Source organism: Streptomyces hiroshimensis, assembly GCF_014650335.1.
Classification (GTDB): domain Bacteria; phylum Actinomycetota; class Actinomycetes; order Streptomycetales; family Streptomycetaceae; genus Streptomyces; species Streptomyces hiroshimensis.
The window spans coordinates 67,228-90,864 of the sequence record NZ_BMUT01000016.1 but is presented as its reverse complement, the minus strand read 5'-3'; the positions used below and the strand labels follow the sequence as shown (position 1 = coordinate 90,864).

At 73.3% G+C, this 23,637-nt stretch carries 20 protein-coding genes; 16 read left to right on the top strand and 4 right to left on the bottom strand.

The window, feature by feature from the left end; genetic code table 11:
* Positions 1-3 precede the first annotated feature (3 nt).
* The 6 genes from IE241_RS29190 (at position 4) to IE241_RS29165 (ending at position 5,534) form a co-directional block, all read left to right on the top strand.
* Positions 4-417: a DUF3151 domain-containing protein gene (locus tag IE241_RS29190; RefSeq protein WP_058047513.1), complete on the top strand. Its 414-nt coding sequence runs from the start codon at positions 4-6 to the stop codon at positions 415-417.
* Between the two features lie 213 nt (positions 418-630).
* Positions 631-1,458 (top strand): tryptophan 2,3-dioxygenase family protein, encoded by an 828-nt coding sequence (locus IE241_RS29185; protein ID WP_190024845.1) that lies wholly within the window; start codon positions 631-633, stop codon positions 1,456-1,458.
* Positions 1,451-2,668 (top strand): kynureninase, encoded by a 1,218-nt coding sequence (gene kynU, locus IE241_RS29180; protein WP_190024844.1) that lies wholly within the window; start codon positions 1,451-1,453, stop codon positions 2,666-2,668. Before IE241_RS29185 ends, kynU begins: the two co-directional genes overlap by 8 nt.
* On the top strand, positions 2,665-3,432 hold the full coding sequence (locus tag IE241_RS29175) for an alpha/beta hydrolase (RefSeq protein WP_190024843.1): 768 nt from the start codon (positions 2,665-2,667) through the stop codon (positions 3,430-3,432). Before kynU ends, IE241_RS29175 begins: the two co-directional genes overlap by 4 nt.
* Positions 3,433-3,540: 108 nt before the next feature.
* Positions 3,541-4,878: a sensor histidine kinase gene (locus IE241_RS29170; protein ID WP_373300800.1), complete on the top strand. Its 1,338-nt coding sequence runs from the start codon at positions 3,541-3,543 to the stop codon at positions 4,876-4,878.
* On the top strand, positions 4,875-5,534 hold the full coding sequence (locus IE241_RS29165; protein WP_190024841.1) for a response regulator: 660 nt from the start codon (positions 4,875-4,877) through the stop codon (positions 5,532-5,534). The genes IE241_RS29170 and IE241_RS29165 overlap by 4 nt, the downstream gene beginning before the upstream one ends.
* 59 nt (positions 5,535-5,593) lie before the next feature.
* Here the strand turns inward: IE241_RS29165 and IE241_RS29160 are convergent, their stop codons facing one another.
* Positions 5,594-6,595 (bottom strand): hypothetical protein, encoded by a 1,002-nt coding sequence (locus IE241_RS29160; RefSeq protein ID WP_229899975.1) that lies wholly within the window; start codon positions 6,593-6,595, stop codon positions 5,594-5,596.
* A gap of 265 nt (positions 6,596-6,860) precedes the next feature.
* Between IE241_RS29160 and IE241_RS29155 the strand changes: the two genes are divergently transcribed.
* On the top strand, positions 6,861-8,147 hold the full coding sequence (locus tag IE241_RS29155; RefSeq protein WP_058047519.1) for an adenylosuccinate synthase: 1,287 nt from the start codon (positions 6,861-6,863) through the stop codon (positions 8,145-8,147).
* 111 nt (positions 8,148-8,258) lie between these two features.
* On the opposite strand, the gene IE241_RS29150 is transcribed toward IE241_RS29155, so the two are convergent.
* On the bottom strand, positions 8,259-10,088 hold the full coding sequence (locus IE241_RS29150; RefSeq protein WP_190024840.1) for a serine/threonine-protein kinase: 1,830 nt from the start codon (positions 10,086-10,088) through the stop codon (positions 8,259-8,261).
* A 132-nt stretch (positions 10,089-10,220) separates the two neighbouring features.
* Positions 10,221-10,424 (bottom strand): cold-shock protein, encoded by a 204-nt coding sequence (locus tag IE241_RS29145; protein ID WP_030367030.1) that lies wholly within the window; start codon positions 10,422-10,424, stop codon positions 10,221-10,223.
* Between the two features lie 392 nt (positions 10,425-10,816).
* Between IE241_RS29145 and IE241_RS29140 the strand changes: the two genes are divergently transcribed.
* The 3 genes from IE241_RS29140 (at position 10,817) to IE241_RS29130 (ending at position 13,885) form a co-directional block, all read left to right on the top strand.
* Positions 10,817-12,181 (top strand): aspartate aminotransferase family protein, encoded by a 1,365-nt coding sequence (locus IE241_RS29140; RefSeq protein WP_190024839.1) that lies wholly within the window; start codon positions 10,817-10,819, stop codon positions 12,179-12,181.
* A gap of 254 nt (positions 12,182-12,435) precedes the next feature.
* Positions 12,436-13,110: a GntR family transcriptional regulator gene (locus IE241_RS29135; protein ID WP_190024838.1), complete on the top strand. Its 675-nt coding sequence runs from the start codon at positions 12,436-12,438 to the stop codon at positions 13,108-13,110.
* Positions 13,111-13,234: 124 nt separating this feature from the next.
* Entirely contained in the window at positions 13,235-13,885 is a 651-nt protein-coding gene (locus tag IE241_RS29130; protein ID WP_168093063.1) for a putative DNA-mimic protein, read from the top strand.
* Between the two features lie 86 nt (positions 13,886-13,971).
* Here the strand turns inward: IE241_RS29130 and IE241_RS29125 are convergent, their stop codons facing one another.
* Positions 13,972-14,703, bottom strand: a complete 732-nt coding sequence (locus IE241_RS29125; protein ID WP_190024837.1) for an SLATT domain-containing protein — start codon at positions 14,701-14,703, stop codon at positions 13,972-13,974.
* 274 nt (positions 14,704-14,977) lie between these two features.
* Between IE241_RS29125 and purD the strand changes: the two genes are divergently transcribed.
* From purD to IE241_RS29095, 6 genes are all read left to right on the top strand, one after another.
* Positions 14,978-16,228 carry a phosphoribosylamine--glycine ligase gene (gene purD / locus IE241_RS29120; RefSeq protein WP_190024914.1) on the top strand — a complete coding sequence of 417 codons (1,251 nt, stop codon included), beginning with the start codon at positions 14,978-14,980 and terminating at the stop codon, positions 16,226-16,228.
* Positions 16,229-16,609: 381 nt separating this feature from the next.
* Positions 16,610-18,301, top strand: a complete 1,692-nt coding sequence (locus IE241_RS29115) for a hypothetical protein (protein WP_190024836.1) — start codon at positions 16,610-16,612, stop codon at positions 18,299-18,301.
* A gap of 190 nt (positions 18,302-18,491) precedes the next feature.
* Complete coding sequence (locus tag IE241_RS29110; protein ID WP_190024835.1) at positions 18,492-20,009, top strand: N,N-dimethylformamidase beta subunit family domain-containing protein; 1,518 nt, start codon at positions 18,492-18,494, stop codon at positions 20,007-20,009.
* Between the two features lie 69 nt (positions 20,010-20,078).
* Positions 20,079-20,978, top strand: coding sequence for a phosphoribosylaminoimidazolesuccinocarboxamide synthase (locus IE241_RS29105; protein WP_190024834.1), 900 nt, complete (start codon positions 20,079-20,081; stop codon positions 20,976-20,978).
* Positions 20,979-21,501: 523 nt separating this feature from the next.
* On the top strand, positions 21,502-22,200 hold the full coding sequence (locus IE241_RS29100; RefSeq protein WP_190024833.1) for a response regulator transcription factor: 699 nt from the start codon (positions 21,502-21,504) through the stop codon (positions 22,198-22,200).
* A gap of 5 nt (positions 22,201-22,205) precedes the next feature.
* The gene (locus IE241_RS29095; RefSeq protein ID WP_190024913.1) at positions 22,206-23,630 is read left to right on the top strand and encodes a HAMP domain-containing sensor histidine kinase; all 1,425 of its coding nucleotides are present in this window, start codon (positions 22,206-22,208) and stop codon (positions 23,628-23,630) included.
* Positions 23,631-23,637 lie beyond the last annotated feature (7 nt).

The following is a 23,637-nucleotide window of genomic DNA, read 5'->3' as shown; positions in this document are numbered from 1 at the left end:
CGCATGTCCATTCACGAGAACCTGCTCGGGGGACCGCCCCCGACCCACCTGCCCGACGACCCGGAGCCGCGCGAGCTGCTCGCCTCCGGGGCGGCTCCCGCCGAGGTCGCCGCGAAGTACCCGGCGTCCTCGCTCGCGTGGGCGCAGCTCGCCGACGAGGCGTTCGAGGCCGGCCGGGTCGTCGAGTCCTATGCGTACGCCCGCACCGGCTACCACCGCGGCCTCGACGCACTGCGCCGCAGCGGCTGGAAGGGCCACGGCCCGGTCCCCTTCGAGCACGAGCCGAACCGCGGCTTCCTGCGCGCGCTGCACGCCCTCGCGCGGGCCGCGCAGGCGATCGGCGAGCAGGAGGAGTACGAGCGCTGCTCCACCTTCCTCCGCGACAGCTCCCCCACGGCCGCCAACACCCTGGGCTGAGCCGGGCCGGGCTGAGCCGGGCTGAGCCGGGCTGAGCCGAGCCGGGCTGAGCCGAGCTGAGCTGAGCTGAACGACCGGCCGGAGCGCCCCGCCTCGTGCGGGGCGCTCCGGCTGTCCGCCGGGTTATCCACAGCCCTTGCCGGGACCGCTCCCCGGACCGCATGATCGCCGCAGTGGCCCGGCGAACCCGGGAGCGACGGCAGGGGAGACGAGATGACTTCCGACTCACAGGACACCGCACCCAACCTGCACTTCACCGGCACCACCCCGTACGAGGACTATGTGCGGGCCTCGGTGCTCAGCAATCTTCAGGTGCCGCTCTCCGAGGATCCCGGGGAGATGGCTTTCCTCGTCACCACCCAGGTGATGGAGCTCTGGTTCACGGTCATCGTGCACGAGTGGGAGACCGCGGCGCGGGCCCTTCGTGAGGACGACCTGCCGGTGGCGATGGCCGCCCTCAAGCGGTCCACGTACGAGCTGATGTCGCTCAACGCCTCCTGGGAGCCGCTGGCCCACCTCACCCCGGCCCAGTTCAACGCCTTCCGGTCCGCTCTGGGCGACGCCTCCGGTTTCCAGTCGGCCATGCACCGGCGTCTGGAGTTCCTCCTCGGCGACAAGTCCGCGGCCATGCTCGTGCCGCACCAGGGCGCGCCGCAGATCCATGCCGAGCTGGAGAAGGCGCTCTACGCACCGAGCCTGTACGACGAGGTGCTGCGCCATCTCGCGCGCCGCGGCCATGAGATCCCCGCGGCCGTCCTCGACCGCGATGTCTCCGAGCGGTACGCCGCCGACCCGGCGGTCGAGGCGGTCTGGGAGCGGATATACGCCGGGGATCAGGGCAGCCCGGAGTGCCGCCTGGGGGAGTCGCTGACGGAGGTCGCGGAGCTCGTCTGGCGCTGGCGCAACGACCACTTGGTCGCCACGCGCAGAGCCATGGGCGCGAAGGTGGGCACCGGAGGCTCGCCGGGCGTCGCCTGGCTGGAGAAGCGGGCGACGAAGAACGTGTTCCCAGAGCTGTGGACAGCGCGTAGCCGTGTCTGAGGCGGCGTTGGCCGAGGAGGCCGCGGCGCTCGACGCCGCCGACGGACTGGCCGCCAAGCGCGCCGAGTTCGACTTGGATGATGGCTGCGTCTATCTGGACGGGAACTCGCTCGGCGCCTTGCCGCGCGGTGTTGCCGACCGTATCGCCGACGTGGTCGGGCGCGAGTGGGGACGGCTGCGCATCCGGTCCTGGGAGGAATCCGGCTGGTGGACGGCGCCCGAGCGCGTCGGTGACCGCATCGGCCGCTTGGTCGGAGCCGCCCCCGGCCAGGTCGTCGCGGGTGACTCCACAAGCGTCAACGTCTTCAAGGCCGTGGTGGCGGCGATCCGCCTGACGGACACCGCGTCGCGGGACGAAGTGCTCGTCGACGCTGCCACCTTCCCCACCGACGGCTACATCGCCCAGTCCGCCGCCCGTATGACCGGCTGCCGTGTCCGTGCCGTCGACGCCGCGGACCTGGCCCGCGAGGCCGGGCCCCGTACCGCCGTCGTCCTCGTCAACCATGTCGACTACCGCACCGGTCGCCTCCACGACCTCCCCGGCATCACCGCGGCCGTCCGCGCGGCAGGCGCCCGCACCGTGTGGGACCTTTGCCACAGCGCAGGCGCGCTCCCCGTCCATCTCGACGCCGACGGGGCGGACTTCGCGATCGGTTGCACGTACAAGTACCTGAACGGCGGCCCCGGCGCGCCCGCCTTCCTCTACGTGCGCCGCGCCCTGCAGGACCGCTTCGACTCCCCGCTCCCCGGCTGGAACTCCCACGCCGACCCCTTCGCCATGGCTCCCGCCTACACCCCCGCCGACGGTGCCGTCCGCGGCCGCGTGGGCACGCCGGAGATCCTCGCCCTCCTCGCCCTCGACGCCGCCCTCGACGTCTGGGACGGCGTGGATCTCGCGGCCGTCCGCGCCAAGAGCCTCGCCCTCACGGACTTCTTCCTGCGCTGCGTCGAGGCGTACGTGCCGCAGGGCCGCGTCGAATCGGTGACGCCGGAGGCGCACGGGGAGCGCGGCAGCCAGGTCTCGCTGCGCTGCGCCGCGGGCCCCCCAGGGGGTGACGTCATGACGGAGCTCATCCGCCGCGGCGTCGTCGGCGACTTCCGCCGCCCGGACATCCTCCGGTTCGGCTTCACGCCGCTGTACACGCGCTTCGCGGACGCGGAACGCGCGGCGCGGGTGCTGGCGGACGTCCTGGAGGGGGTTCGGGGATGACGGCCGAAGAGGACGCCCTGTTCGGCCTGCCGTACGTCCCGCCCGACGAGACCGTCTCCTACGGCGCTCACCCCAGCCAGGTCGTCGATTTCCACCTGCCGGCCGCTCCCACCGGCCTGCGAGTGACCTTGCTGCACGGCGGGTTCTGGCGCGAGGCGTACGACCGCCGTCACCTCGCGCCCCTCGCGGCGGCCCTGGCCGCGCGCGGTGTGGAGGTCGCCCTGGCCGAGTACCGCCGGGTGGGCGGCGACGGGGGCGGCGGGTGGCCGCAGACCCTGGACGACGTCATCCGGGCCGTGGGCGTCCGCGTGCGCCCCGGCAGGCCTTCCCGGCACGTGCTCGTCGGCCACTCGGCGGGCGGGCACCTCGCGCTGTGCGCGGCGGCCGGCGGGCACGCCGCACCGCCGGGCGTGGATGCCGTCGTCGCCGTGGCCCCGGTCGCCGATCTCGCCCGCGCCCGGGAGCTGCGGCTGAGCGGGGGAGCGGTGGACGAGTTCCTGGGCGGCGCCCGGAACGACGCCCCGGAGGCGGATCCCGTCCTCCGGGGCCCTGTGCATATCCCGGTCACCGTCCTCCACGGCACCGCCGACCCGGACGTCCCCATCGCCCTGTCCCGGTCCTACGCCGCGGCCGCGATGCGCCACCCCGGCAGCGCGGATGTCACCCTGCGGATCCTCCCGGGAGTGGGCCACTACGCCCCTGTGACGCCTGGCACTGTGGCGTACGGCACGCTGCTCACGGCGTTGGGGGCGGAAGCGCTGTAGTTCCCCTTCGTAGTCCCTCTCCGGGGCGGCGTCCGTCTTAAGGAGGACCCCCGGAGATCCCCATTCATGGGGACGTCCTACGAATCGCCGTTGCCTACGGTTGATGGTGTGACCGACACCTATGAGCCCCGCCTGCGCAGTGAGATGCGGATAGTGAGAGGCGCCCTCGACCGGCTCCGCGAGGACCTCTTCCACGACGCCTTCGCCTTCCGCCCGCTGCCGCCGCTCGCCGTGGACCACCGGCTGGTCCGGCTGCTGCCCCGCCGGGCCGCCCGGTACACCCGGTGGTTCCCGCACGCCGCGCTCGTCGTCTTCACCGGCATGGTCATGCTCGCGACGCTCGCCCACGAGGGCGGGCTGTTCGGCATCTTCGCGGCGGTGCTCGTGGGCGCGCCGATGCTGACGACGCTCTTCCGGCCGGTCGGCGCCTGGTGGCTGTCCGCCGGGGTGATCCTCTTCGCCAGCACGCTGGGCGGCTACGCGCTCGGCCAGTGGCTCCCGGCGATGCTCTTCTCCCACCTCTTCGTCATGCTGGTCGTCACGCTGCGGACCCGCCCCCGCGTGGCGGCCGAGATGTGGCTGCTGACCGGGGCGATGGGGATATTCATCGGGGTGTTCTTCCGGACCGTCAGCCGGTACGGCTCCTTCGGCGGTGAGCTGTTCCAGATGATGCTGTTCTCCGGTGTCCTGCTCTTCGCCGTGGCCGCCGTCCGCGGCCTGCGCGAGACCAAGGAGCAGGTCGCCGCCCAGGTGGCCGTCACCGAGGTCGAGCGCTCGCGCCGCACCGTGCTGGAGGAGCGCACGAACATCGCCCGTGAGCTGCACGACGTCGTGGCGCACCACATGTCGGTCGTCGCCATCCAGGCCGAGGCGGCCCCGTACCGGGTCGAGGACACCCCGCCCGAGCTCGCGGCCGCGTTCCAGACGATCCGGGAGAACGCCGTGGCGGCGCTGACCGAGCTGCGCCGGGTCCTCGGCGTCGTGCGGTCGGAGAACCCCGACGCGTTCGCCGACCCCGAGGCCCCGCAGCCCACGCTCGACGCGCTGCCCGCCCTGATCGACAACGTCCGCTCCGCCGGCCTGGCCGTCGAGCATGTGACGACGGGCGCCGTGCGGCCGCTGCCGCAGGGCGTGGAGCTCTCGGCGTACCGGATCGTCCAGGAGGCGCTCAGCAACGTCCTGCGGCACGCGCCGGGCGCCCAGGCACGGGTCGAGGTCAGCTACGTCCTCGGCGGGCTGGGCCTGCGCGTGGTCAACGGCGCGCCGAACCGGCTGGCCAAGCCGTCCCCCGGCGCCGGCCACGGCGTCCTCGGGATGCGCGAGCGCGTCGCGATGCTCAGCGGCGAGATGACCGCCGAGGCGACGGACGAGGGCGGCTACGAGATCGCGGTCTTCCTTCCGGTCGCTCCGGGCGAGGGCGCCGCTTCGGGCGAGGCCGCCGCATGACCATCCGCGTGATGATCGTGGACGATCAGATGATGGTCCGCGAGGGCTTCTCCGTCCTCCTGAACGCCATGCCGGACATCGAGGTCGTCGGCGAGGCCGTCGACGGCAGGCAGGCTGTGGAAAAAGTCGCCACTCTGCGCCCTGACGTCGTGCTGATGGACATCCGTATGCCCGTCCTCAACGGCCTGGAGGCCACCCGGGAGATCATCGCCGCCGACGCGGACGCGAAGGTGCTGGTCCTGACCACCTTCGATCTGGACGAGTACGTCTACCAGGCGCTGCGGGCCGGAGCGAGCGGCTTCCTGCTCAAGGACGCCTCGGCGCGGCAGCTCGCGGACGGGGTGCGGGTGGTGGCCGCGGGGGAGGCGCTGCTGGCGCCCACGGTCACCAAGCGCCTCATCCAGGAGTTCTCCCGGCTGGGCGCGCCGAAGCAGCCCACACAGGAGCGTGTCGGGGAGCTGACCGAGCGGGAGACGGAGGTGCTCGTGCTGGTCGCGCAGGGGCGCTCCAACTCGGAGATCGCCACGCACCTCGTCGTCGCCGAGTCCACGGTCAAGACGCACGTCAGCCGCATCCTGGTGAAGCTCGGTCTGCGCGACCGCACCCAGGCGGCGGTCTTCGCCTACGAGGCGGGCCTGGTCACGCCGGGCGGCTGACCGCCACCCGGGCCGCCGGGCCCGCCCCCCGCCGACCTGCCCGCTATCCCTGAGGCCCGCTACCCCCGCGGCACCACCAGCCGCCACCCCTCCGCATGCGCCGTCCACGTCCGCCTGCGGACCGGGCCCGTGAGGGCGTTGTCCGCCCGGTAGCGGAAGGCCGGGCCGGAGATCGTGATGCGGCGGGCGCGGGAGCGCTGGGGGCGGTCCGCGTCGTGGGTGTGGACGGTGAGTTCCGCGAGGCCGCCGTCCGCGGCGGCCAGGGACACGCGGGTGACCGGCCGGTCGAGGTCGGTGACGAGAACCCCGTCGGCCTCGATGCGCAGGCGGGTGCAGCCGGGCACCGGGACGCGGCCCTCTGCCGCCGGACCGGGACCGGTCAGCAGGGTGAGCGCGGAGCGGGCCGTGCGCGCGGCGGGGGACCACCACGGCTGGTGACCTTCGCCACCTCTGCCGCCCATGCCTTCCGCCGCGCCGCAACCCGGGCCGGAGCCCGCGTCCATCGTTTCCACGGCCTCCGCACCGGCCTCGCCGGCCTCCGCAGACCCGTTCGGCCCAGCCGTCCCCGCCGGTCCTGCGGGCCCGGCCGGCACATCCGTCTCGCCGCCCGGTCCGTAGCCGCCGGGAACCCACAGTCCGCCGAGAACCACACCCCCGCCGTCGTCCACCAAGACGTCCAGACGCCGCTCAGTGCCGTCCAGAACGGCCCGGGCGGCGGCGACGGGCCCCAGGGGCACCCCGAGCGTCTGAGCCAGCGAGACGGCCGGCAGGGGCCCCACAGGGACGGCGGACACAGGTATGTCCCCCAGCTCGCGGCGGCGCTGCAGGACGTTCACCACGTGCAGCAGGGCGCGGTCGTCGCCGATGACGACCGGCCGCCGCCGGCCGCGCCGGGCCAGGGCGCGCTCGACCTCCTCGGGCCCGTCCGGCAGACAGATCTTGGTCGCTGCGCCGCCGCGGAGCACGTCCCTCGCGATCCGTACGGACTCGCCGTCCACACGGCGGGCGACCGGGTCGATGACCACGAGCAGAGCCTGCTCGATGGGGTCTGGAGCCGACACCTCGGTCCTTCCTCAGGTGCTGTTTTTCCCGGGGCACGACCCCCGGACCCCCGGTCGCGACCCGGGGCCCTGGGTCTTTCTGTTCGTCCCCCGAGCGAAATATTCGGTAATCTCTCGGTGCAAGAGCCCCTGTCGCTGTTGCGCCAGGGGCTTCGTCTATCCGGGGCACCGGTTCGACGGCTCTAGCGGTGGTGTACGCCCTGAGCAAGCGGGGTGACACCACCACGCACGTTGGACATGCCCCGCCCGGAAGGGGTGTACGCCTGTGCCCGCACTTGTGCTGCTCGGTGCTCAGTGGGGTGACGAGGGCAAGGGAAAGGCCACCGACCTCCTCGGTGGATCCGTGGACTATGTGGTGCGCTACCAAGGTGGCAACAACGCCGGCCACACGGTGGTCGTCGGCGACCAGAAATACGCGCTGCATCTCCTCCCTTCCGGGATCCTCTCGCCGGGGTGTACCCCGGTCATCGGCAACGGTGTGGTCGTCGACCCGGCGGTCCTGCTCTCCGAGCTGAGCGGGCTGAACGAGCGCGGCGTCGACACGTCGAAGCTGCTGCTCAGCGGTAACGCACACCTGATCACGCCGTACCACACGACGGTCGACAAGGTGACGGAACGCTTCCTCGGCAAGCGGAAGATCGGCACCACCGGCCGCGGTATCGGCCCGACCTACGCGGACAAGATCAACCGCGTGGGCATCCGCGTCCAGGACCTCTACGACGAGTCGATCCTGGAGCAGAAGGTCGAGGCTGCCCTCGACTTCAAGAACCAGATCCTGGCGAAGCTCTACAACCGCCGCGCGATCGACGCCGCCAAGATCGTCGACGAGCTGCTGGGCTACGCCGAGCAGATCAAGCCGTTCGTGGCCGACACGACGCTGATCCTGAACAACGCCATCGACGAGGGCAAGGTCGTCCTCTTCGAGGGCGGCCAGGGCACGCTGCTCGACGTCGACCACGGCACGTACCCCTTCGTCACCTCCTCGAACCCGACCGCGGGCGGCGCCTGCACGGGTGCGGGCGTGGGCCCGACGAAGATCAACCGCGTGATCGGCATCCTGAAGGCCTACACCACGCGCGTCGGCGCCGGTCCGTTCCCGACCGAGCTGTTCGACAAGGACGGCGAGGCGCTGCGCACCATCGGCGGCGAGCGCGGTGTCACCACCGGCCGTGACCGCCGCTGCGGCTGGTTCGACGCCGTCATCGCCCGCTACGCCACCCGCGTCAACGGCCTGACGGACTTCTTCCTCACCAAGCTCGACGTGCTCACCGGCTGGGAGCAGATCCCGGTCTGTGTCGCCTACGAGATCGACGGCAAGCGCGTCGAGGAGCTCCCCTACAGCCAGAGCGACTTCCACCACGCGAAGCCGATCTACGAGATGCTGCCGGGCTGGACCGAGGACATCTCCAAGGCCAAGACCTTCTCGGAGCTGCCGAAGAACGCGCAGGCGTACGTGAAGGCGCTGGAGGAGATGTCGGGCGCGCCGATCTCCGCGATCGGCGTCGGCCCGGGCCGCGACGAGACGATCGAGATCAACTCGTTCCTTTCGTAGCTCGTCCGCTTCTCAGGAAGCAGCACGCGCGCGTGCACGGCGCCCCGGTGGCTCACGGCCACCGGGGCGCCGGCTTTTCAGCCTGCGCCGCGTTCAGGCGATCTTCGGGTATCAGCCGGTCTTCCGGTAGACCAGCGACGCATCTTTCGTGCCGCTGTCGACGAAGTCGCGCCGCATCCTGCCGTCCGGCAGCAGCACCAGGTCCGAGGCGGAGCCGGGCTGGCAGGCCGAGGTGGGGTTGGCCTGGGTGACGCTGGACGGGCCGATGCGCAGAGGGGCTCCGCCGGTTCCGCCGCCGGTCGCGGTCGCGCTCCACTGGCAGCTGTAGGAGGTGCCGTCGTCGAGGACGCCGCTGCCCTGGATGGTGACGGAGACGGCGGTGCCCCGCGAGATGGTGATGGTCCGGTTGTTGGTGCGCGTGCCGCTGCCGAACGTGGACTGCCAGGTGCCCGCGAACGCCTGGGGCCCCGTTCCGGTGCCGGTGCCGGTGTCGTCGCCCGGTCCGGGGCTGGTGGCCGGTGCGGGTGCGGGGGTGGAGCCTGCCGTGGAGGGGGCGGACGGCGCACTCGTGCCGGGACCGGCGGACTGTGCGGGGCCGCTGCTGCTGTGGGCGTCGTTCTTCGCGGATTCCTGCTGCTTGACGAGGAAGACCGCGCCTCCTCCGGCGATCAGGCCGGCGGCCACCACGGCGGCGAGGATGACGGGTGTGCGCGAGCGGCGCGGCGCGGGCGGTCCGTAGGGGACGGGCCCGGTGACGTAGGTGCCCGAGTCGTAGGGGTTCGGGGCGCGGCCGGGGGCGTTGCCGTGGCCGTACGGGTTCGCCTGCGGATAGCCGTAGGGCGCCGGGGCGGGCACGGGCGCGGCCGGCGGCAGGGGCTGGGCGTGCGGTGACGGCGGGGGCGGCGGGCTGCCGGCCGTGACGGTCGGCGGGTCCTGCCGTGCGGGCGGCAGGGCCGGTGCCCCCGCCGGGGATATCGCCGTGGGCGCGTGCCCGGGCTCCTCGCGCCCGGGGGCCGGGGCGGGCTCCTCCACGTCCAGCAACTGGACGGCGTGCCGCCCGAGCTGGGCGACCAGCCCGCCGGGCAGCCACGGTTCGGCGGACCGCAGGTCGCCGAGCAGCTCCTCGACGCCGGTGACCTCCAGGACCTGCGCGGGCGTCGGCCGGTCCTGCGGATCCTTCGCGAGGAACGACGTGATCAGCGGGCGCAGCCCGGCCGGCACCTCGGCGAGGTCCGGCTGCTCCTCCGCGATCCGGTACATGAGGGCGTGGACGCCGCTGTCCGCCGTGCCGAACGGCATCCGGCCGGTGGCCGCGTAGGCCAGCACGGAGCCGAGGCAGAAGACGTCGCTGGCGGGCGTGATCCGGCCGCCGCGCACCTGCTCGGGCGACATGAAGCCGGGGGAGCCGACGGTCGCGCCGGTGCGGGTGAGGCCGCCGCCGTCGGTGACGGTCTCCAGGGCGCGGGCGATGCCGAAGTCGATGACGCGCGGGCCGTCGAGGGTGATCAGCACGTTGGACGGCTTGAGGTCGCGGTGGACGATGCCCGCGGCGTGGACGGCCTGCAGGGCGCGCGCGAGGCCGGCGCCGAGGATGCGCACGGAGCGCTCGGGCAGCAGCCCGAAGTCCCGGTCGACGACCTGCCGCAGGGACGGACCGGCGATGTAGCCGGTGGCGACCCAGGGGGTCTCCGCCTCGGTGTCGGCGTCGAGGACGGATGCGGTCCACTCCCCGCCGACCTGGCGTGCGCTGTGCACCTCTTGGCGGAAGCGCCGCCTGAACTCCTCCTGGCCGGCCAGCTCGGGGTGGACGAGCTTGACCGCGACCGTCCGGCCGCGGTCGGAGCGGGCCAGGTAGACCCGTCCCATTCCACCCGCGCCGAGCCGCCCGAGCAGCCGGTACGCGCCGAGTGTGCGTGGGTCCTCTGCCCTCAGGCTGTCCATGCGCAGGTCCTCCGTGTCCCCCGTGTTTCCTTGCGGAGAATAGCGGGAGCACAAAGAACCGGGACCCCGCACTCGGAAAGTACGTGGCCCCGGTCCGCACTGCCCGGCGTCCGGGCGGTGGCTGGGGGAGGGTCAGGCCGGAATGATGTTCTCCGCCTGGGGGCCCTTCTGGCCCTGGGTCACGTCGAAGGTGACCTTCTGGCCCTCCTGCAGTTCCCGGAAGCCCTGAGTTGCGATGTTCGAGTAGTGCGCGAAGACGTCGGCGCCGCCCCCGTCCTGGGCGATGAACCCGAATCCCTTCTCCGAGTTGAACCACTTCACGATGCCGGTAGCCAAGATGATCTCCTCGATGGCGGCGGTGCCGGAATTCCGGGCACCACGGAATTACGCGTCGCGGTACGGCCCTTCGGACCGCCGGCCCGTAAAACACAACGGCGCCTGAAGGTCGCAGACCTTCAGGCGCGCATATGACTGGGTCCATAACTGCAACGGAAAATGACCGTAGCATGCGGCTCGTACCATTCGCGGAATTTGCGCATTTCCCTGGTCGTTGCGGCGTGGCGCACCACCGGCGCTGACGCTGTGATGGTGCCGCGGGCCGCCCGGCAGTGTGTCGCCGGGCGTGGCAAGAGCCATACACAGTGCCGGTGTCGGGCCGGACCGGGCCTGCCTACGCTGGCGGTTGTCCACCGCAGGGGCACCTCCCGGACCGATCCGAGGTAACGACCGTGAGCACGCAGCACCCCACCGCCGACCCCGCAGCCGGCGCCGCAGTCAAGGCCGCCGACCGCGCGCACGTCTTCCACTCCTGGTCCGCGCAGGGCCTCATCGACCCGCTGGCCGTGGCGGGCGCCGAAGGCTCCTACTTCTGGGACTACGACGGCAACCGCTACCTGGACTTCTCCTGCCAGCTGGTCAACACCAACATCGGCCACCAGCACCCCAAGGTCGTCGCCGCGATCCAGGAGCAGGCGGCACGGATGTGCACGATCGCCCCGGGCTTCGCGGTGGACGTGCGCTCCGAGGCCGCACGCCTCGTCGCCGAGCGCACCCCCGGCGACCTCGACAAGATCTTCTTCACCAACGGCGGCGCCGAGGCCGTCGAGAACGCCGTCCGCATGGCACGCCTGCACACCGGCCGGCCCAAGGTGCTGAGCGCCTACCGCTCGTACCACGGCGCGACCGCCACGGCGATCAACCTCACCGGCGACCCGCGCCGCTGGCCCTCCGACACCGCCTCGGCCGGCGTGGTGCACTTCTGGGCGCCGTTCCTCTACCGCTCGCCGTTCCACTCCGGCAGCGAGCAGCAGGAGTGCGAGCGCGCCCTGGCCCACCTCGAGGACACGATCGTCTTCGAAGGCCCGGCCACCGTCGCCGCGATCATCCTGGAGACCGTCCCCGGCACCGCCGGGATCATGGTCCCGCCGCCCGGCTACCTCGCGGGCGTCCGCGAGATCTGCGACCGCTACGGGATCGTGTTCGTCCTCGACGAGGTCATGGCGGGCTTCGGGCGCACGGGCCGCTGGTTCGCCGCCGACCACTTCGGCGTCACCCCCGACCTGCTGACCTTCGCCAAGGGCGTCAACTCCGGCTATGTGCCGCTCGGCGGCGTCGCGATCTCCGCGGAGATCGCCGCCACCTTCGACGAGCGCCCCTACCCCGGCGGGCTCACCTACTCCGGGCACCCGCTCGCCTGCGCCTCCGCCGTGGCGACGATCAACGCGATGGCCGAGGAGGGCATCGTGGAGAACGCCGCCCGGATCGGCGAGCAGGTCCTCGGCCCGGGCCTGCGGGAGCTCGCCGAGCGCCACCCGAGCGTCGGCGAGGTGCGCGGCCTGGGCGTCTTCTGGGCCGTGGAACTGGTCAAGGACCGGGCCACGCGCGAGCCGCTGGTGCCGTACAACGCGGCGGGCGAGGCCAACGCGCCCATGGGGGCCTTCGCTGCGGCCTGCAAGAAGTCGGGCCTGTGGCCGTTCGTGAACATGAACCGCACCCATGTGGTGCCGCCGTGCACCGTCACCGAGGAGGAGGCCAAGGAGGGCCTCGCGATCCTGGACGAGGCGCTGACGGTGGCGGACGGCTTCACGGTCTGAGGCTGAACTGCTTGTCGTTGCCGCAGGCAACAAGAAGCCGCTGCAAGACGAGCAACCGCTGCAACGACGATCAACCACCGTGCTGTGCCCCGGAGGTGCCGCATCGCCCCAGCCCACTCGTAACGGCACAAACCCCATGAGGTACCGTTCCCCGTTCCTGTGCGCACGGCCATATTGCCCGGGACGGCCCTCGCATATCGTTTGCGAGGCCGTCCGCACATGGCGCGCGGTCGGGAAAGGGGAGACGGAGAACGATGCCGGGCAGCGAGGCTGTCAGACGCACGACGCTGCGCGAGCAGATCGCCGACGCCTTGCGTGACGAGGTCATCGCGGGGCGTCTCCCTGCGGGCCGCCAGTTCACGGTCAAGGAGATCGCCGAGCAGTACGGCGTCTCGGCCACACCCGTGCGCGAGGCGCTGCTCGACCTGTGTGCACAGGGCCTGCTCGATGTGGAACTGCACAAGGGCTACCGCGTGCGCGAATTCACCTACGCCGACTTCCGGGACATGGTCGAGGCCCGCTCCCTGATCGTCGAGGGCATCTTCCGCCGCTCGCCCGACCGCGCGCTGCGCAGCGTCACCCCCGCCGCCCTGGCCTCCGTGCGGCGCCGGGCCGAGGAGGCGTCGAGGGCCGCCGTCGCGGGCGACCTGGACATCCTCATCGGCTACGACCTCCGCTTCTGGCGTGAGCTCGCCGCAATAGTGGGCAACCCGTATATATCCGACTTCCTGAATACGGTCCGGGTGCAGGGCTGGGTCTTCACCGTCCCGCTGCTGCGCCGGATGCCCTCGCTCCGCGGGCGCCTGTGGCACGGCCACAGCGAACTGGTCGAGGCCGTGGCCCAGCAGAACGCCGCGGAGGCCGAGCGCATCATCACTGCATACAACCAGCACTCCCTGGCGCTCATCGAGGCTTCCCGCCCGGTATGACAACCGGCCCGGCGGCACTACGCTGGCTCGACCATCGCAGCAACGGCCGGTGTGCGAGCGGGCAGGGCCCGGGGCCCGTGCGTACGGGAAGCCGTTGCGTCGTCGCGAACGAGAGTGAGTTCACGTGGCCTGTGACCTCTGGCTGGTCCCCCTCGTCGACGTGCTGTGCCACAGCCCCGACAACCCCTTCGCCGAGGAGATAGCCGCGTACGACAAGGCGCTCGGCGAGGCCGGACTGCCGCCCGTCCCCGTCTTCGGCTATATGCCGGGGCTCTCGGGGGACGTGGCGCCCGTCGCGGGCTTCGACTACGACGCCCTGCACTTCCTGCGCCGCGCCCATCTGCTGAACCTGTGCGGCCTCGCGGTCACGCCCGTGGACGAACTGGGCGGGGACTACGAGCAGTTGCTGGAGATGTTCGAGACGACGGCGCAGCAGTCGCACCTGGTGTGGCACTACGACCACGCAGGAGCGTACGTCCCGGTGGACTTCGCGCACCCGCTGACGAATGACGAACTGCTGGAGGGGGGCGGCCCCTTGGGCTCCAGTCAGGGCCTGCTGCGTGAACTGCACGCCGTGGCACCCGCGCTGGGCATCGATCCCGCCAACCCGCCTGCCGCACCGGCCGCTCCGGAACGGCCCACGGGGCTGGAGGAGCGGGCGGCGCCCGGGCCGCAGGACGACAGCCCCTTCGCCCGGGAGCGGCACGTCTGGCTGGGGCTGCACGCCGCGGCGACGCGCAGCCTGGGCCAGGGGTCGATGATCGTCTTCAGCTGAGGCGGATCCGGCTCGGGGTCCGATACCGCTCGGGCCACGAGCCGTACCAGACCCCGAGCCGGATCCGCGCGGGGACTCGGACCCGGTCAGCGCGGGGACTCCGGCGGCCGCTGCCGCGGCATGTTCGGCCGGGTCCCCGGGGGCATCGGGAAGCGCGGCAGCGGGCCGCCGCCCTCGCCCCGCGGGCCCCAGGACACCAGCGACTGCGTGAGCAGCGGCGTCGGCCCCGCCCGGAACTCCACCATCCAGTCGGCCGTCTCCGCCCGGACGAGCTCGGAGACGTCCTCGGAGAAGCGCCGCAGCACGCTCAGACAGCGCTCGGCCGCCTCGCTGGCCGTGCCCTCGGTGGGGCCGAGGACCTCGCGGACGCACTCCGACGCCCAGTCGAACTGCAGCGCCTCCAGCCGCCGCTGCACGGCCTGCGCCGTGGCCACGGCCCGCATCCAGCCGGACGTCAGGCCGAAGTAGCGGTCGCAGGCGACGCAGGCCGCCGACCCGAGCAGCACCAGGAAGCCCCAGGCGCAGCCGGTGCGGACGACGTTCGTCAGCTGCAGCAGCGGCAGGGCGGAGCCCACCACCGCGCAGGCCGCGGCGCCGATGCGCAGCGCCCGCGCCCACCGGCGTTTCCAGGCCCGGTCCGCCAGATACCAGTCGACCAAATACAGGGCACCGTTCTCCACCCAGCGGTACAGCTCATCGAGACGCTCCGCCGGTTCCCCCCAGTCGCCGAGCGGGAAGGTACGGCCGCGCAGGTCGCCGCGGTCCCTCCCGCTCTGCTCGCGGGGGAGCCCTTCGGGCTGCATCTCCGGCTGGCTCACCCGTGCACTCCCTCTGCCGCATGCGGATCGCGAGCCCCCTTCCTACCGCCGAACGGTCGGTCTTGGAGACAAGATCGCTGCTTTTCCGCCCGTAAGCGCAGACGAATCCGGTATAAGCCGCGGTTCGGCATCACCCGAAAGAGTGGGTGGCGGGGACGTGCACGCTGTCCTCCGCCTGTCCTGCGGCCGTACGGGGCCGCTGCAGTGACGTTTCCGTGAGTCGTCATACCGACCCTGGAAAGCGATCAGTCGACGAGGCAATAGGGTGACCGGTGTGAAGGTCCTCGTCATCGGCGGCGGCGCCCGCGAACACGCCCTGTGCCGCTCACTCTCCCTCGATCCCGACGTCACCGCGCTGCACTGCGCCCCCGGCAATGCCGGGATCGCCGAGGTCGCCGAGGTGCACCAGGTGGACGCCCTCGACGGCACGGCCGTCGCCGGCCTCGCCGCGTCCCTGGGCGCGGACCTGGTGGTCGTCGGCCCCGAGGCCCCGCTGGTCGCAGGCGTCGCAGACGCCCTGCGCGAGCGGGGCTTTCCTGTCTTCGGGCCCTCGGCGCAGGCCGCGGAGCTGGAGGGCTCCAAGGCGTTCGCCAAGGACGTCATGGCCGCGGCCGGCGTTCCCACGGCCCGCGCCTACGTCTGCACCACGCCCGAAGAGATCGACGCCGCGCTCGACGCCTTCGGTGCGCCGTACGTCGTCAAGGACGACGGCCTGGCCGCCGGCAAGGGCGTCGTCGTCACCGGCGACCTCGCGGCCGCCCGCGAGCACGCGCTGGCCTGCGGCCGCGTCGTGATCGAGGAGTTCCTGGACGGCCCCGAGGTCTCCCTCTTCGCCGTCACCGACGGCGAGACGGTCGTCCCCCTCCAGCCCGCCCAGGACTTCAAGCGCGCCCTCGACGGCGACGAGGGGCCGAACACGGGCGGCATGGGCGCGTACTCCCCGCTGCCCTGGGCCGACCCCAAGCTGGTGGACGAGGTCCTGCAGACGGTCCTGCAGCCCACCGTGGACGAGCTGCGCCGCCGCGGCACGCCCTTCTCCGGCCTGCTCTACGCGGGGCTCGCGATCACCTCGCGCGGCATCCGCGTGATCGAGTTCAACGCCCGCTTCGGCGACCCCGAGACGCAGGTCGTCCTCGCCCGCCTGAAGACGCCCCTGGCGGGGCTGCTGCACGCCGCCGCCACGGGCACGCTCGCGTCCGTGCCGCCGCTGCGCTGGAGCGACGGCGCCGCCGTCACGGTCGTCGTCGCCTCGCACAACTACCCGGGCACCCCGCGCACGGGTGACGTCATCGAGGGCCTCGCGGAGGCCGCGGAGCTCGACGACGCGTACGTCCTGCACGCGGGCACGGCCCACGACGCGGAGGGCCGCGTGGTCAGCGCAGGCGGCCGCGTCCTGTCGGTGACGGCCACGGGACCGGACCTCGAAACGGCCCGCACGCGCGCGTACGAGGCGGTCTCCCGCGTCCACCTGCCGGGCGGCCACCACCGCACGGACATCGCTGCGCGAGCGGCGGAGGGTTCGTAAGACCACCGAGCGCGGTACGCCCTTTGCCTGCGGCAGGGGGCGTACCGCGTGCTGGCAAGTAGGCCAGTACTGGCAAGTAGGCCCCGCCCCCTATACGTCGAGCCTGCCCGGCAAGGGCCCCGGCTTTGACCAAAGCCATTCCATCGGGTGACCGGTTGGCCAACTAGCTGACGCGCGCCCCACCCCCAACTAGGGTGCGGCGCAAGCGAAGTGCCGGGCGGAAGTGCCGGGCATCAGGCGAGCATCAGGCGACTGGCCCACCGGCATTGCGATGTCAGAGGCCGGTGCCACAGTGGGGGGAGAGCAACGCCCCCCGGCGTTGCGTCCGCTGTCGCACTCCTCGGTCCGAGGTTCCGACGGAGCACAAACTGGCAACAGGGGGTGATCGGTCTCGTGGCAGGTCCGGAAGCAGGCGTGCTGGTCGCACGCGCCCAAGCCCTCGCGGTGCTGCGCATCCGCAGCGCCGCGCTGGCCGTCGCCCTGCTGCCCGCGGCAGCCGCCGTCGTGCTGGCGGCCGGCATCGCCATGGGCCGTATCCCGGACGGCGGCGCCTGGTCCACCGCCCGCTGGGCGGTTCTCGGCGTCGCGGTCCTCACCCTGGCCCTGACGGCGGGCGTGGCCGCCGTGGTCGCCCGCGCCAGACCGGCCCTGAGCCCCACCGTCGCCATCCCGGAGGAGAAGGCGCCCGATCTCTACCGGCTGGTCCGTGATCTCGCGGAGCGCCTGGAGGTCCCGGCCCCGTCGGCCATGGCCCTCACCCCCGACTGCGACAGCTGGCTGGAGGACCGCACCCACCCGGCGCACTGCGCGGGCCAAGGCGCGGCGAACGGCCCGCGCCCCCGCCGCGCCCTGGCCCGCCCCAGGCGGCGCTCCACGGCCGCGCCGGTGCTGGTGATCGGCTCGCCGTTCCTGTGGTGGATGCGCGTCGCCGAGCTGCGCGCCCTGCTGGCGCCGGTCGTCGCGGGCACGGGCCCCGCGGCCCATCCCGACATAGCCGCGGCCCGCCGCTTCGTCCGCGGGCTGGACGCCGCCGTGGCCGTCGCGGCGGGCCGGCCCGCCCTGGCATTCGTCGGCGGTGCGGCCCGGCTGCTGCTGAGCTCCTGCCGGGCGCACGCGGCCGAGATGGAGCGGGGGGTCGCGGCGGCCGCCTCGGAGCGCGCCCAGAGCGTGGACTACGGCCTGAGGATCGTCGCCCAGGAGCAGGTGGGCCTCGCCTACGCCGGCTGGGACCGGCTGCTGAACAGGGTCGCGCTGCCCGCCTGGCGGATGGGCCGCTGGCCCTCCCGGCTCGATGCCGGCGTCGTCTCCGCGCTCACCGAGCTCTCCCGCCGCGACCGCCTCGCGGAGGGCTTCGCCTCCCGCCTGGGCGAGCGCCCGGCCTGCGATCTGCTGGAGGAGCCCGGCGCGATCGACGAGGCCGCCTCCCTGCTGGCGGCCCGGCTCTTCCACGGCGGCCCGGCAGAGTCCGGCCCGGACTGGTCGCCCGTGGCCTGGAGCCAGTATCCGGAGGAGGTCGTGGACCGCAAGTGGCGGCTGGAGGCCGCCCGCCTCCACCGCGTCCTCGACGTCCTGGACGCCCTTCCGGCCCTCACCCCCGCCCCCGCGCCCCCGGCGGGCATGGCCGCCGCGCCCACCGTGGCCCGGGTCCTGGAGCGGCTGGTAGGCCCCGCGGCCGGGGGCGTCGCGGAGGAGCTGGGGGCCCGGCTCGGCGCCGAGGTGGCCCGGGAAGCCGCCCAGGAGGAGCTCGCGGCGAAGCGGAGCGCCTACGGCACTGGGGCCGACCCCTGGGTCGACGGCCTCTCGCCCCTCTTCCCGCTGCAGCCGCCCCGCAGCGGCCGTGAGCTGCTCGCCGACCACGTCACGGCCATGGTCTGCTGCGCCGCCGTGGACACCGCCGGAGCCGCCCCGGGCCTGGACTGGCTCGACGGCCCCGCCCTGCTGGTCGGCGGCGCCCGCCGCCCCGGCCTGGCTCCCACGGTCCTCAGCCTGATCGAGGAGGGGGACGACGCCCCGCTGCGCGCCTGGCTCGGCGAGGTCGGGGTCCGCCCCGAGAAGCCCGTCCGTCTGGTGTGAGCGTGTGAGCCCTGTGACGTTCGGTGATCCTTCGCCCTGTCACTTACCGGGGAATTTCGCGACGAGCAGTGACGAGACGGGCGCTTTATGTGATGTGCTGGGGTCCGCCGTGCGCCAGTGACCGCAGTGAGCCACGCCCGGACAGACGGAAATCGGCAGGCGTCGGGGGACGTAGGGGAGGGAGCACGCCATGGGGATGGACCAGATCCGCCGCTGGGAGTCGGGGGCACTCGCGCACGCCGTGTCCGACCCCTTCGGCCAGGGCCCGCTGCCCTGGCTGCGCGGCAGCGAGCACTACTTCGACGACACGGGCCAGATCATCCCCTGGTACGTGCACCCCGTCCCGGAGCGGGGCGGCGGCGGGGGCGGGGCGGGTGGCAGAGGCAGAGCCGGCGGTGCCCGTATCCCCGCCCCCCGCAGCGGCGGCCCGCGCACCGCCGACGACGTCCACCTCCAGATCAAGGGCTTCGCCTCGAACAGCGCGGTCGCCCCGGGCGAGGCCATAGATTTCCGCATCACCGTGGATCCGCCGCAGCAGTTCGGCGTGGACGTCTACCGCATCGGCCACTACGCGGGCGACGGCGCCTCCAAGATCACCACCAGCCCGCGGCTGTCCGGCATCGTCCAGCCGGCCCCCCTCACCGTCGACCGCACGGTCTCCTGCCACCACTGGTGGCTCTCCTGGCGGCTGCAGATCCCCAGCTACTGGAGCCTCGGCGCCTACGTGGCCGTCCTGACCACCGCCGACGGCTACCGCAGCCACATCCCCTTCCTCGTCCGCGACACCCACCCCGCGGACCTCCTCCTCGTCCTGCCCGACATCACCTGGCAGGCCTACAACCTCTACCCCGAGGACGGCCGCACGGGCGCGAGCCTCTACCACGCCTGGGACGAGCACGGCCGGCTGCTGGGCGAGGAGGGCGCGGCGACCACCGTCTCCTTCGACCGCCCCTTCGCGGGCGCGGGCCTGCCGCTGCACGTGGGCCACGCCTACGACTTCATCCGCTGGGCCGAGCGCTACGGCTACGACCTCGCCTACGCCGACACCCGCGATCTCCACGCGGGCCGCGTCGACCCCTCCCGCTACCGCGGCCTGGTCTTCCCCGGCCACGACGAGTACTGGTCCCCGGCCATGCGCCGCTCCGCCGAGCTGGCCCGCGACTCCGGCACGTCGCTGGTCTTCCTCTCCGCCAACACCATGTACTGGCAGGTGGAGCTCGCCCCCTCGCCCGCCGGCCCCGACCACCTCCTGACCTGCCGAAAACGCCGCGGGCCCGGCCGCTCCGCGCTCTGGCGCGACGTCTCGCCCGCCGAGCAGCAGGTGCTGGGCATCCAGTACGCGGGCCGGGTGCCCGAGCCCGCCCCCATGGTCGTCCGCAACGCCGACCACTGGCTGTGGGACGCCACCGGCGCCGGCGAGGGCGACGAGCTGCCCGGCCTCGTCGCCGGCGAGGCCGACCGCTACTACCCCCGAACGGCCCTGCCCGAGCACACCCGCCGCATCCTGCTGGCCCACTCCCCGTACCTGGACGGCGAGGGCAACAAGCGCCACCAGGAGACGTCCCTCTACCGCGCCCCGAGCGGCGCCCTGGTCTTCGCCGCGGGCACCTTCGCCTGGTCACCCGCCCTGGACCGGCCGGGCCACACCGACGCCCGGATCCAGCGGGCCACGGCCAACCTCCTCGACCGGATCTGCAAGCGCTGCTGACCCTCGCCGGGGCGCGCGCACGGACGTACGGCAGAATCGTGGTGCTTGGACAAACCACCAGGAGGACGCGTGTCCGGATTCGTAGAGAAGCCCGAGCCGATCGAGGTGCCCGGGCTGGTGCATCTGCACACCGGCAAGGTCCGCGACCTCTACCGCGACCCGGACGGCAACCTGGTCATGGTCGCCACCGACCGCATCTCGGCCTACGACTGGGTGCTGCCGACCCTCATCCCCGACAAGGGGCGGGTCCTCACCCAGCTGTCCCTGTGGTGGTTCGACCGCCTCACCGACCTGGTCCCGAACCACGTCATCTCCACGGAGCTGCCCGCCGGCGCCCCCGCCGACTGGGAGGGCCGCACGATGATCTGCCGTGCGCTCGACATGGTGCCGGTGGAGTGTGTGGCCCGCGGTTACCTGACCGGCTCAGGCCTCGCCGAGTACAAGCAGACGCGCACCGTGTGCGGGCTCGCCCTCCCCGAGGGCCTCACCGACGGCTCCGAGCTGCCCTCCCCGATCTTCACCCCCGCCACGAAGGCTGCGGTCGGCGAGCACGACGAGAACGTGTCGTACGAGGAAGTGGCCCGGCAGGTGGGCGCGGAGACCGCCGCCCTGCTCCGGCAGACGACCCTCGCCGTCTACGGCCGCGCCCGCGACATCGCCCGCGACCGGGGCATCATCCTCGCCGACACCAAGTTCGAGTTCGGGTTCGCGGGCGGCGACCTCGTCCTCGCGGACGAGGTGCTCACCCCGGACTCCTCCCGCTTCTGGCCCGCCGAGACATGGCAGCCGGGGCGGCCGCAGCCGTCCTTCGACAAGCAGTACGTCCGCGACTGGCTCACGTCCCCGTCCGCCGCCTGGGACCGCAACGGCGAGCTGCCCCCGCCGGAACTCCCGCAGGACGTGGTGGAACGCACCCGCGCGAAGTACGTGGAGGCGTACGAGCGGCTCACCGGCACGACGTGGGCGTGACGGCCCTGAGGGACTGACGTCCCCGGGCGGTCGGGAGGAGCGCCCTGGCCGAGGCGGTCCTGGCACCGCCGGACACCCCGGCGGGGGCTGATGGCCGTCGCGGCGGAGGAGTACGTCCGCGGACCCGGACCCGGTGAAGGGGCGGACCGCCGGCCCCTTCAACCGCCGCCACGGCGACCGGCCACGGTCTGTGCCTCCAGCGGTGCCGAACCGCCGGGGGCACTCGCCGGGGCAGCGGGCAGAGCCCGGCACATTCCTCCGCCGCAGCGGCGAGAAGCCACATACGGCGCATCCGGCGGTGCCGAACCGCCGGAGACCCTCGCGGGGGCAGCCGGGCAGAGCCCGGCACACTCTTCCGCCGCAGCGGTGACCAGCCGCATATGGCGCATCCGGCGGTGCCGATCTAAGAGCCCTCTAAGAGAGCCCTGTCAAGCTGGGGGCACCCCAAGCCGCTGGGGGCACCCCCACGGGCGCCCCCGGCCCGCGGGGGCACCCCACCCGTGCCGACCCCGCCGGAGGCGCCATGGCCGAGACGGCCGTTCTCGTCGTCGACGACGACCCCGACGTACGGGCAGCCGTAGTCGACGCCCTGAGCATGGAGGGCTACGAAGTGCGTTCCGCGGCCGACGGCCTGGAGGCACTCTCCTCCGTCGCCGCCACGCCGCCAGGCGCCATCGTGCTGGACCTGGCCATGCCCGTCCTCGACGGCCTCGCGGTCTGCCGCCGCCTGCGCGCCCTCGGCGACCGCACCCCCGTCCTCGTGCTCACCGCCCGCGACGCCGTCTCCGACCGCGTCGCCGGCCTCGACGCGGGCGCGGACGACTACCTCGTCAAACCCTTCGCCCTGGACGAGCTCCTGGCCCGCCTCCGGGCCCTCCTGCGGCGCGCGGCCCCGGCGGAGCCGGCCGAGCGGGGCGACGACGCCGCGCTGTCCTTCGCCGACCTCACCGTCGACCCGGCCACCCGCAGCGGCGACCGCGGCGGCGTCCCCCTCGAATTCACCCGCACCGAATTCGCCCTGCTCGACGTGCTGCTGCGGCACCCGGGCCAGGTGCTGCCCCGCGAGGTGATCCAGGAGCGCGTCTGGGGCACGGACTTCGGCCCGGACTCGAACTCCCTCGCCGTCTACATCGGTTACCTGCGGCGCAAGCTGGAGGCGGGCGGCGCCCCCCGGCTCGTCCACACCGTGCACGGCATCGGCTACCGGCTGGCGGAGCAGTGAGGGCCCTGAGCCTGCGCAGACGCCTCCTGGGCCGCAGGCCCCTGCGTGCCCGGCTGGCCCTCGTGACGTCCGTGGCCGTGGCCGTCGTCGCCCTCGGCGTCCTGGCCGCCGCCTACGTCGTGATCCGCTACGAACTGGTCCGCCAGCTCGACCTGCAGCTCAAGCAGCAGGCCACCCTCATCGCCCAGCAGAGCCGTACCGAGCCCGCCGGCGTCCTGTACGGCGAGTGCACCTGGCTCGCCGCACCCGCCTGCGCGCAGACCGTCCGCGCCGACCCGGCCGCCCCGCGCCAGGACGGCCTCGTGCTGCCCGTGACCGGGGCCACCCGCCGCGTCGCGGCCGGCACCCTCGGGGAGCACTACAGCAACATCACGCTCGACGGCCACGCCATGCGGATGCTCACCACTCCGGTCAAGGGCGACCGAGCCCTGCAGGTCGCCGTCCGCTCCGACACCGTCGACAAGGGCGTGCGGCAGGCGGGCCTGCTCCTGGCAGCCGTCGGCGGCGGCGGTGTCCTCCTCGCCGCGGGCCTCGGCTACTTCGCTTCCCGGACGTCCCTGCGCCCCGTGACCCGGCTCACGGCGACCGCCGAGCACATCGCCGCCACCCGCGACCCCGCCCACCGCATCGAGCTCGCCCCCTACGAGGCCCGCCGCGACGACGAGATCACCAGCCTCGCCACGAGCTTCAACACCATGCTCGGCGAGCTGGAGGAGGCCGTCGCGGCCCAGCGCCGCCTCGTCGCCGACGCCTCCCATGAACTGCGCACCCCGCTGACCGCGCTGCGCACCAACGCCGAGCTCCTCGCCCGCGCCGAACGGCTCACCCCGGCCCAGCGCGAGCGGGCCGCCGGCGCGCTGGGACGCCAGCTCCGCGAGGTCACCGGCCTGGTCAACGACCTCATCGAGCTGGCCCGCGACGAGGAGCCGCAGCAGTTCGTCGAGGAAGTCCGCCTCGACCGGCTGGCGGAGCGCTGTACGGCCGACGCCCGCGGGCACTGGCCGGGCACGGTCTTCACCGCGGACCTGGCCGGACCGGAGGGCGTCACCGTCCCCGGCGTCCCGGCCCGCCTCGCCCGGCTGCTGTCCAACCTGCTCGACAACGCGGCCAAGTTCAGCCCCCCGGGCGGCCGGGTCGAGGTGCACCTGGCCCGTACGGGCAGCGGACTCGACCTCACGGTGCGCGACCACGGCCCGGGGATCGCCGCCGAGGACCTGCCCTACGTCTTCGACCGCTTCTACCGCTCGCGTCAGGCCCGCGCCCTCCCCGGCTCCGGGCTGGGCCTGGCCATGGCCCGCCAGATCGCCCGCGCCCACGGCGCCGAGCTGACCGCGGAGCAGGCCCCGGCAGGCGGTGCCCTCTTCCGGCTGCGCTTCCCGCTGCCCGGGCCCCTGCCCGGCGAGCCGCCGGCCCGGACACCCGCCCGGTGAAACGCCG

Coding starts and splice junctions, on each gene's coding strand:
- IE241_RS29100 (WP_190024833.1), top strand. CDS start 21,502: ATGGCCGAGACGGCCGTTCTCGTCGTCGACGACGACCCCGACGTACGG.
- IE241_RS29185 (WP_190024845.1), top strand. CDS start 631: ATGACTTCCGACTCACAGGACACCGCACCCAACCTGCACTTCACCGGC.
- IE241_RS29110 (WP_190024835.1), top strand. CDS start 18,492: ATGGGGATGGACCAGATCCGCCGCTGGGAGTCGGGGGCACTCGCGCAC.
- IE241_RS29150 (WP_190024840.1), bottom strand. CDS start 10,088: ATGGACAGCCTGAGGGCAGAGGACCCACGCACACTCGGCGCGTACCGG.
- IE241_RS29175 (WP_190024843.1), top strand. CDS start 2,665: ATGACGGCCGAAGAGGACGCCCTGTTCGGCCTGCCGTACGTCCCGCCC.
- IE241_RS29135 (WP_190024838.1), top strand. CDS start 12,436: ATGCCGGGCAGCGAGGCTGTCAGACGCACGACGCTGCGCGAGCAGATC.
- IE241_RS29165 (WP_190024841.1), top strand. CDS start 4,875: ATGACCATCCGCGTGATGATCGTGGACGATCAGATGATGGTCCGCGAG.
- IE241_RS29190 (WP_058047513.1), top strand. CDS start 4: ATGTCCATTCACGAGAACCTGCTCGGGGGACCGCCCCCGACCCACCTG.